7 protein-coding genes and 1 pseudogene are annotated in these 10,136 nt (G+C 34.2%); 1 reads left to right on the forward strand and 7 read right to left on the reverse strand.

What is annotated here, in order from left to right:
* Window positions 1-42: 42 nt before the first annotated feature.
* The 7 genes and pseudogenes from CCY16_RS06395 to CCY16_RS05645 form a co-directional block, all read right to left on the reverse strand.
* Window positions 43-411 (reverse strand): phage major capsid protein, encoded by a 369-nt coding sequence (locus CCY16_RS06395; RefSeq protein ID WP_245800785.1) that lies wholly within the window; start codon window positions 409-411, stop codon window positions 43-45.
* 135 nt (window positions 412-546) lie between these two features.
* Entirely contained in the window at window positions 547-729 is a 183-nt protein-coding gene (locus CCY16_RS06400) for a hypothetical protein (RefSeq protein WP_245800784.1), read from the reverse strand.
* 286 nt (window positions 730-1,015) lie between these two features.
* Window positions 1,016-1,693, reverse strand: coding sequence for an orotidine-5'-phosphate decarboxylase (pyrF, locus tag CCY16_RS03980; RefSeq protein ID WP_088415120.1), 678 nt, complete (start codon window positions 1,691-1,693; stop codon window positions 1,016-1,018).
* Between the two features lie 978 nt (window positions 1,694-2,671).
* The gene (locus CCY16_RS03985; RefSeq protein WP_088415122.1) at window positions 2,672-2,917 is read right to left on the reverse strand and encodes a hypothetical protein; all 246 of its coding nucleotides are present in this window, start codon (window positions 2,915-2,917) and stop codon (window positions 2,672-2,674) included.
* A gap of 638 nt (window positions 2,918-3,555) precedes the next feature.
* Window positions 3,556-6,120, reverse strand: a pseudogene (locus tag CCY16_RS03995) (valine--tRNA ligase).
* Between the two features lie 710 nt (window positions 6,121-6,830).
* Complete coding sequence (dnaJ, locus tag CCY16_RS04000; RefSeq protein ID WP_088415126.1) at window positions 6,831-7,955, reverse strand: molecular chaperone DnaJ; 1,125 nt, start codon at window positions 7,953-7,955, stop codon at window positions 6,831-6,833.
* Window positions 7,956-8,435: 480 nt separating this feature from the next.
* Window positions 8,436-8,630, reverse strand: a complete 195-nt coding sequence (locus CCY16_RS05645; RefSeq protein WP_088415128.1) for a hypothetical protein — start codon at window positions 8,628-8,630, stop codon at window positions 8,436-8,438.
* Window positions 8,631-8,682: 52 nt separating this feature from the next.
* Here CCY16_RS05645 and CCY16_RS06720 point away from each other — a divergent pair, with 52 nt between their 5' ends.
* On the forward strand, window positions 8,683-8,817 hold the full coding sequence (locus CCY16_RS06720; RefSeq protein WP_281250517.1) for a hypothetical protein: 135 nt from the start codon (window positions 8,683-8,685) through the stop codon (window positions 8,815-8,817).
* Window positions 8,818-10,136: the final 1,319 nt, after the last annotated feature.

Consider the following 10,136-nt stretch of genomic DNA (forward strand, 5'->3'; position numbering starts at 1 on the left):
TTATAGCTAAAGTAATACCAATAATCGTCACTCCACTGCTTGTTAGTGGGTAAGATACTGCAAATGAATTGCGGTATGATATCTGTGGTTAGGCATATAACTCGTAAGTTGTGATGGAAATCTTTTGGGTTTTAGATGTAGCTGCATTTTCTGTAAAATTATCTTGGGTTTTTCTTTCCCATTCTCACTCTCTACTGTTTTACCACTCCAACCTGCACCAGCATGGTCGTGATCTTCTATAATATAATCCAATATTTCGGTAGAGATTCTTTGACTGGAACATATTTGTCGCATTGGAGACGAATCAGTTACATGCTTGTTTATACTTTTTATAATATGCGGAGTAACTAGATATCTTCCAATATTATCATCATCTTCACTAAGAGTTTTGTGCGATAAACAGCTTTCTATTCCCTTGAGGACATAATCAGAAAAATGTTTGTTGCCTGTACTAAAGTCTGCACCTACTTCTGGACGCTATGCTGCAGTTTTGATTAAATCAAAGCGTTCTTTGTAATTATCGATATCACTATTTATTTTGTATAACTACTCAACCGTTGCAGAATCAGCGCATCCTTTGCTTTCAATTTCTTTTAGTCTGTGATCATTTGTTAATTTAAATTGCTCCCATGATGAAGCTAATTCATTAACACGATCAGTAATATTAGTAAGTGGCAAAATAGCCTCCTTTGAAGGTGAAAATATGGTTTTAGCTTGCTCCGACTGCATTAGGGATATACAGGTTATATCTTTGGCGTTATCCAAGTATCGAAATCTAGCCTCCGTGGCCTAAACAAGTCTTTAGGTTTCAGTACTATTCGTTAGGACAACACCACTTATTTACCTGTTAAAGATATAAACAAGAAAACAATACGGCACTACTTAGATAGTGCCGCAAGTTATTAAATAACTACACTTAACTAAGTTAAGTGAGGAAAAATATGAAAGATAATTTTACTATATAATGTTTACTTTTTCATGTCAAGCACTTTTTTACTTTTTTTCGCAGTCTTGGTTAACTAAGTGATTTCAATATTAATTCTGCACTGTTTGCAGGACTATTACTTTTTGTAATGGGTCTACCAATCACAATGTAATCAGCTCCTGAATTCATTGCTTCTTTTGGTGTCGCTGTCCTTTTTTGGTCATCACGGCCAGAACCTACACGAATTCCTGAAGTAATAATTTTAAAGTCTTTACCACATTCTTGATACACTTCTTGAGCCTCTAATGCCGAGCAGACTATTCCGTGTAGTCCAACCTTCTTTGCAAGCTTTGCAAACAGAATTACCTGTGATTTTACCTCTCTTGCTATTCCAAGTTCGCTCAAATCCTCATTGCTCATACTGGTTAATACTGTTACTCCAATTAGTTTCGTTTTTGTGTCTTTCACTATACTTAGAGCCTCTTCAAGCATTTTTGTTCCACCACTGATATGTAATGTTAATATTTCAATATTCAGAACTTTTATCGCTTCAACTGTTTTAGCTACAGTGTTTGGAATGTCGTGCAATTTCAGATCTAAAAAAGTTGGTACATTGCACTTTGCAACTTCTCTCACTCCGGAAGGACCATGAGCAGCGAAAAATTCTAATCCAAGCTTTATCATGCCAATCTTGTCGCGCAAAGTATTAGCCAAGGATATGGCCTCATTTAAGTCTTGCGTGTCTAGTGCGCATATTATTGGATTCATTGTATACCTCTACGTCTTTTTGTAGACTATAAAAATAACTACTGCATTTTGCAATTTCTTTTATTACAAAAAGATCACGGCAATTCTTGACCCAGAGGGCACTAAGTAGGCTCATTTAAGTTCCGTGTATCCAGTCTGATGTGCAATACGTAGTAACATCAGTGTGTTTAATCGGAATAGAGTATCTACTGGTATATCAAGATCTTCTTCTGTACGTGTAGCCTCATTTGGCTTTTTGTATAGCAATTCTTTTGGAGTGGATATGTCTAGTTTCTGGAGTTGTTCATTAGCACACTTACCTTCACCTATTACTTCAAGTTCTGATAAATGTTCACTGCTTTTTGTATCCCTAAAGTAAAATTAATTAACTCATCTTTCGTTTTTGTGGAAAAGGCTATCAATATTTAAAAGATTTTATGACTGTTTTAAGTGCTCTGCAGTATCATGGTCATGTTTTTATAGACCATCTATATTTCATTCTTTACATATAGGTTACGTGAACTAGTTAACTATTTCTTGCACGTAGTATTCATGTTGTGTGTATGATTCTACCGAGTTAATGGCTTATCGTTCTATCACTGTTACTATTACACTGAGTGTAGTAAATACTGCTTGTCCTTACACATTCTCTCCTTTGCTATTTAAATTTGTTCAGACCTTTATTGTGACTACTTTGCACTATTTCTGATATGTTAAGAAGATCTTTATTTTCTACTTTTAAAAACGGTAATTTCTTATTCAATTTTTCGTTCTCTTTTAATTAAATTGCAATTTTTATCTCTTAGATTATCGTAGCTTGTCTCTAGATCCTCTAACTTTTTTTCTAATTCCTTATTTTTATTTTTTTCTTGACTAAAATTTTCTCCAACTTCCTATTCTTACCATTACTGCCAGCTATTTGCTTTTCTAATGCATTATGTAGTTCTTCTTTTGATTTTAACCGTATCTCTAGCTACTCTACTTCTTCTGTTCTCGTTTTTAACCTATTTCTAATTGTCTCTTTTCTTCTTCTAACATAGTTACTTGATCATTCAGAGAGGAAACCTTCTCTTGTAATTTACAGGATGAATTATCATACTCACGTCTTAAATTGTATAATTCCATCTTACATAACTGGCCTTGTAAATTACCTTTTTCCTCTTTTAGTTTCTTATTTTCATCACGTAGCTCTTCAGTATAATGAAAAGAATTATTCTTTTCGCATTCTAACTGACCTACTTGCATATTCAACTCTGTATTTTTACAGCATAACTCCTTTTTCTCGCTATTAATAATATCTATTTGACTTTTTGATCCCTGGATTTCACTATCCTTATCACTTATTTTTTTAGAGTATCATCTGATTCTTGCTGTGCATTAGCTTCTTGTTCCATCAATTGACTCACTTCCCCACTTAACCCTTCAATTTTGCTTTTTAAATTTTACTTCTCTTGAGTTAATTTATTAAATTAATTATTTAATTCCTCCACTTTTTTATCTGCAGCTTATCTAGCTCTTTTTTCTAGAGTTATTTTATTTTCTAACCCTTGCTCTTTTTTAGCAAATTTATTTTTCTCAACCTCTAATTTCTTACTATTACTAATCATTTTGCGTGAAAGTGCGGGCACCAAAGCAGAAAATATAAGTAAACTCAAGGCAATAGGCAGAGATATGTTAAAGGCTGTAACTGAAGACAAGAATCCAACGTAAAAGGCCACAGCAGGTATCCTGGATGCAATCAGTGCTAAAGTAGCAAAAGCACCAGCTATAAGATATGGTACATTGTTTTTTTATATGAATCTCCCACTACTGTCCTTTCATAGTAAAACAACTGCTAAAGTAGTATGAATGCTAAAGGGAATCAAGTTAGCTTTATATAATAATTAGTATAAATCTATACTTACAATAAACTTCCCATTTTCAGTTATAAGTCCTGCTTGTGCATTTTCACTCCATTCTATCATTTCAGCATTGCAGACTGTCTGTAAATCATTCTGCGCAGACTGATTCAACTTATCCTCTTGCACATTTGCTTTTATCATTAACTTTTTTATCAAATGCTTAACTGATACATTATTGTCCGCTTTTATTTTTCTCACGAGGTTTAATATCTGCATGAATTTATCTCCCATTTCTTCAGAATGCTTATCATAGATAAGCTCCTTCTTATTCGGCCAGTTACCTTGATTGTGCACAGAATTATAGCTATATAGTTGGTGATATATTTGTTCAGTAATATATGGCAGAAAAGGTGCAAATAACCGCAAAATAGTATTTAATACATATGTCAAACTTTGTTTCGCACTTAAGTTTGCCTCGCTGCTTACTTTATCTCCATATGCACGTTTTTTTGCTAATTCTAAGTAATTGTCACAAAAGTCTTTCCAAAAAAATCCTTCTACTGCACCCAAAGCTTCACAGTATTCAAATTGTAATAAGTTATTCGTTGCTTTTTCTATAACTTTATATAGTTTAGATAATATCCACTGATCCATTGTCTCACTGACAGAATTTATGCTTACAACTTGATACCTTTCCATGAATATAGAAACAAATTTGCTGGCATTCCAAAGTTTTGTAACAAGGCGCTTGCCAATTTTGAGTATGTTTTCAGAGTAGACTGTATCAACTCCAAGCCTTGAGTTACCTGTCCAATAACGCACTACATCTGCACCATATGTATCAAGTATCGATTTTGGAGTTATTATATTACCTTTTGATTTACTCATCTTTTTCTTATCATCAGCCAAGCACCAGCCACTGATCATGATATTTTTCCAGGGTAAAGAATTTGCATGGTAGTATGCTTTCAAAATCGTATAAAAAGCCCAAGTTCTTATTATCTCATGACTTTGGCTGCGTAGGTCTGCAGGAAATATCGTATTATAACGATGATCTGGCAAGCTAAACTCACTGTTTACTGCCAACGCACTCAGTTGAGGAGTGATCGCACTTGTGGCCCAGGTATCCATTACATCTTGATCTGGAACCACCTCTTCCTTACTATACCCTTCGGCAAGTCTTGCAATGGATCTACAGGCAGATCCTCTACTTCAGCTAGGATAACTTTGCCTTCTTCGCCTTTACGTTTTGAATACCACACTGGAAACGGTATACCAAAATAACGTTGCCTTGAGATACACCAGTCCCAATTTAGCCCTTCTATCCACACTTCCATACGCTTACGCATGGTGCTTGGATGCCAGTTGCATTCTTTTACTTTATCTAACACCTGAGCTTTTTGATCTAAAGTCTTAATAAACCATTGATAAGTAGGCAATATTTCAAGTGATACACCAGACCTCTCTGCACACTTGACAGAATGAGAAATGTTAGTGCTTCCTATCAAAAGTCCTCTTTCAGTTAGAATTTTAATTATTCTCTTTCTTGCTTCTTAACCTTTAGTCCATTGATTTCATCGTAGATTCCAGTGTTGCGCACTGGAATGACACCGTAGTGTAGCGAAATGGCACCTTCCTTTATCATCCCAGTACTTCTTTCCCCTGTCATCCCAGTGCCTTGATACTGGGATCTATTATTATCGTACACTGAATCTAGATTTATCCTCCCATCCCGATCGATGATAATTTTCATCGGCAAATTATGCTTTTGTTGCCAATATATGTCGAGCTCATCGCCAAATGTACAGCACATAACAAGCCCAGTGCCTTTATCTATTTTAACCCTATCATCAGCTATTATTGGAACTTTGACTCCTATTATTGGTACTACAGATGTTTTTCCGATTAGATGAGCGTAACGTGCATCCTCTGGATGGCAAAAAACTGCAACACATGCCAGAAATAACTCAGGTCGCGTAGTTGCAATATCGATCTGCTCATTTTCTTCAGTAGAAAAAATTATTGTGTTTAAAGATGACTCACAGACTTTATCTTCTATTTCTGCTTGCGCAATTGCTGTCTTATCAACTGGATCCCAAAGGATAGGCTGCATCTTTCTATATGCATATCCCTTATTATATAGATCAATGAACGACATTTGAGAAAGTGTCACAGTTTCTTTGCTGATTGTTGGTATTCTAAACTCCAGTCATAACTAATACCAACTGACCTCAATAGTTCCTTGAATTCCTGCTTTGATTTTTCAATAACTTCATGGCACATCTCTATAAATTTTTCTCTCCCAACTTCTCTTGCACGGATTTTATAGGTTTGTTCTACCAACCTTTCGGTAGGAAGGCCATTATCGTCAAACCCAATTGGATAAAAGATATCTTTTCCAAGCATGCGTTGAAATCTTGCAATAAAGTCTGTGTGACAGTAGCTGAATATGTGACCAATATGCAGTTTGCCTGATATTGTTGGTGGAGGTGTATCTATAGTAAAAGTGTTCTCCTTTTTACCATCCCATTTATAGACCCTACTATCTTCCCATAATATATTATACTTATTTTCGACTTCTTTAAAGCTATATTTTTCTTCTAACATGATCACTTGAATATTTCTTAATTTCAAACTATAGCTAACATAAGCAAGATTTCCCCATATATAACTAAATTTCCTGGACCCAAGTGTCAAGCATATATCTGGGTGACATCTTTCTTGGACTCTTAAATTGCCTTGGCTATAAATTTTAAGAAATTTGTCAAGTGGTAAAAAAGGCAAAAAAAGCCCTGGTTATTATCTATTTAAAAACATTGGCATTTTTTTATATTTTAAATACTTAATAATCGTGACTCAGCTGTTTTTTAATGCAACTAACCTTTAGGCATAAATGTCTAAGAAATTTACTAGGCGGAAAAAAACAGGAAATGTCCCGTGGTAGATATGTTTGCTCTCTAATCCTGTAAATTGGCGTACTATACTGTCTTAAACGCTTTATAAATGAGTTTCAACATATATAGGTAAGAACCTAGAAATGTTATGAAGACATAAGGTGAACATAGGCAAAAAATTAAACATAAGACGCAAACTATGTGTAATACTTTGTCATTTTAATCTGCACAGATTGAAGGTAACTGAATACCTCCAGTATCGTGGTAAGGAGGCGGAGAAGTTTGTTAAGTAGTTTTTTAGTACCGTTCTCCCTCTTTCAAATCACAATGTTCTTGCAGTTGTATACCAAGTACTGGACAATAAAGGGTAACTTAAAAAATCCAATGATAATTAGCTACTTTTAACATCATTTAGCAAATTTCTTACTTTTTTTTTACTTTACTAAAGAACCCTTCAGATTGCTGTTGTATACTTGCATTTTCCTCTTCTTCAAGTGCTTTTAATAGCTCAATTTGCTTTTTAGTTAAATTATTAGGATTTAAAGTCTCAACTATTATCTGTACATATAAATCACCACGAGCATATGAGTTCATATAAGGCATACCCTTTTCCTTACAACGTAATTTGGTACTAGTCTGAGTACCTTCTGGAACTTTTACTTTTATTTTAGCTCCATCAATAGACTGAACATCAATTTCACCACCAAGCACTGCTAGTGTCATTCTTATAGGCACTTTACAATGTAAATCTGCTTTATTTCGGGTAAAGATTTTATGTGGAGTAATTTTAACATATACATATAAATCGCCGCTTTTTCCACCTTTTGCTCCAGCTTCTCCTTTACCACTTACCCTTACCTTAGCACTTTCTTCTATCCCCTTTGGGATTGAAACTGATATATTTACTTCATCTCTTCTACGACCACTTCCATTACATTTCTTACATTTATTCTGTATTATTTCTCCTTCTCCATAACATGTAGTACATGTTCTTTCGATTGTAAAAAAGCCCTGTTGTGTTCTAATCCTACCACTTCCTTGGCATGTATGACACTGAACCGGTTTAATTGCTCCTTCACTACCTCTACCTTGACACATGTCACATTTTACGTTTGTGACATAATGTATAGGTGCTTGTATTCCTTTAAACGCATCTTCTAAGGTAATTTCAAGATCATAGCGTAGGTCTGCCCCAGGTACTCCCGTTGTGCTTCTTTTTGCTCTTGACCTACTTGAGCCACCAAATTCCCCACCAAAGAAGTCGTTGAATATGTCACTAAAATCTCCTGCAGAGCCAAAACCTTGGCTAAAGTCGAACCCACCGGAAGCACCTTCGTGGCCATAACGATCATAGCCTGCTCTTTTCTCAGAATCAGATAGGACTTCATACGCAGCTGTTATTTCTTTAAATTTTTCCTCTGCTTCTTTATTGCCAGGATTCCTATCTGGATGATACTTTAACGCTAATTTTTTATATGCTTTTTTTATCTCATCAATACTAGCATTTCTATCTACCCCCAGCAGCTTATAGTAGTCTTTTTTACTCATATATAACAGTTCAGTATTTAATTTTTAAAGATAGGTATTGCATATATCAATTTCAAGTGTGGCATCTGTTTCCTATCTAGACAAGAACATAGTGCACTAATAATACCAAAAGCAAGTTCTTCTCACAACCTTTGTGTTAAACGAGTAAAATTTACCATATTTCATACGTCTCAAGTGATTGCATAAAAGGTATTGCCAAGCTCAGAACTAACAGGAAAACTAAAGTAGACTTATGAAATAAAATTGGAATTTCAATCAGGTCAGTGAAAAATTTTTGCCAGCACCAATTTTACAAGTTCTCTCATTTTATAGCCTAAGCTTGTAAGAGTAGAGGGTATAGTACAGCATGATATTATTAATATGGTAACAAATAAAAATACAGATATAAAGAGAATTTTAATAAATATATACACAATACAGTCGAAATTTCGTTTGTGGAAAGAGGGTATTGGGCAATTCACTTAACAAAGCTAACGCATTTTAGCTTGTAGCTGGTTCTTTAGCTACTCTTACGTTACTTGCATCTGTAACATTTGCTGCATTTTTTAGTGTACCTCTTCCTCTAGCCTTTACTTTAGCTATGTTATCTGTTTTAGCAGCTACACTTTCACATAAAATAACTAGTAGTAATAGGAAAGGACGACTGAGAGAGATGAGGTTGCTAAAGGAGGACAAGAACTAGAAAATAATTCTAGAGAAGGAAACTGAGAAAGCCGCAAGCAAACTAATGGAGAAGTTAAAGAATCTATTAAACCAGAAAAGTAGAGAGCTAATTAGTGTAAAACAACAGTTAGATAATACTGTAAAAGAGTTAAATGACGGAGATGGTAAAATAAAAAAGTTAGAGAATAAAATAATATAGTTAAACGACAAAATAGCTGTAATTGTGGATGCCTCAAGCAAGAATACAGAAAAATTAAGTGGCCAGTTAAATTTGGCTCAAGGAAAGTCTAATGTGGAAAAGGAAGTAGAAGAATTACATGAAAGGGTGATTCGATTGAAACTGAAAACGCAGTTCTTCGCAAGGAAAAAGAATTCTTAGAGTACAAATTGGAAAGTACGACAGACTATATAGCTGAAATATTGCAATGTAAAGACAAATTAGGAAAAGTAACAATCAACGAGATTAATAAAAACTAAGAGAGATTACGTGATATAGACAAACAGTTGCAAGGGCAAGTAAATAATCTAGATAGAGCAGAAGAATCTACAGCAGAATTGGAAAGAAAAATACAAGAGCATAAAGAAGAATTTATGAAAAAAGAAAAAAAAGCAAAAGACTGGAAGAAACAAATACCGTTCTTACAAAAAAGAACAAAACTCTTTTTGATAGGCAAAAAAGAATGACCACTCTGGTATGTCAGATTGTAAGTTGTATTGAATAAAAAAGAAAAACTTAAAAAATCTTTATAATAATGTATAAAAAGTAACACTTTTATAAGTGTACTAACAATTAAAGAGGTTGTAAAGAACTTTAAAACTTTACTTTAGAGTCAAAAATACAGCAGAAGACTTGGCATACTCGTAGAAAGTAAGGAAAGTACTTCATGAGGAATAGAGTAACGGGGATAATCCGTAGAGGTTATTAGTAGCTTAGGCTTGACTAATTGTAATAATCTACGTGAGTTTACCTATTACAGTATAAGAATTGTGGTAGTACATTTGCAGACATGACTTCTGTGTACTCTACGTTATACTTTGCTCTGAAACGTTTGCTTACCTAGTGTGACTCTAACTTATTTTAAAGCCGAGCTTACCTCCTCAACTTAGCTATTTCAACACATTCAAAATCAGGGTCCACTTTTACTTCAAGTTGCTTGTGAATATGCTTATTTACATTACTAGCAAACCTGCCTCTAATAGGACATCCTTCCTGATGTCACGGAAAGAGATATAGTATTATTTGAATTAAGGTAGAATTTTACATCATTTTTGCAATCTTTCAGATATATATCCTTCCGAAAATCTGGTATTTTACTCTGTATAGCCCTTTTAGGATTTATTCGACAGAATTCTCCAAAAAATATGTCTATTTCTTTAGGTACACTTAATGGAATCATAATATCGTCATTAATTCTGCTTTCTTTTAGAGAAAAAAGTTCAATGTTTCTCAAAGTATTTAGGGAGATACATATTAAGATACTCAGAATGTAGTTCTATACGATTTTTTTACTTATCTTC

This window comes from Wolbachia endosymbiont of Wuchereria bancrofti, from assembly GCF_002204235.2.
Taxonomy (GTDB): Bacteria; Pseudomonadota; Alphaproteobacteria; order Rickettsiales; family Anaplasmataceae; genus Wolbachia.

Excerpts from the sequence above, each read along its gene's own strand:
- CCY16_RS03985 (WP_088415122.1), bottom strand. The coding sequence starts at position 2,917 with ATGCAAGTAGGTCAGTTAGAATGCGAAAAGAATAATTCTTTTCATTAT.
- CCY16_RS06400 (WP_245800784.1), bottom strand. The coding sequence starts at position 729 with ATGCAGTCGGAGCAAGCTAAAACCATATTTTCACCTTCAAAGGAGGCT.
- dnaJ (WP_088415126.1), bottom strand. The coding sequence starts at position 7,955 with ATGAGTAAAAAAGACTACTATAAGCTGCTGGGGGTAGATAGAAATGCT.
- pyrF (WP_088415120.1), bottom strand. The coding sequence starts at position 1,693 with ATGAATCCAATAATATGCGCACTAGACACGCAAGACTTAAATGAGGCC.
- CCY16_RS06720 (WP_281250517.1), top strand. The coding sequence starts at position 8,683 with ATGGAGAAGTTAAAGAATCTATTAAACCAGAAAAGTAGAGAGCTAATT.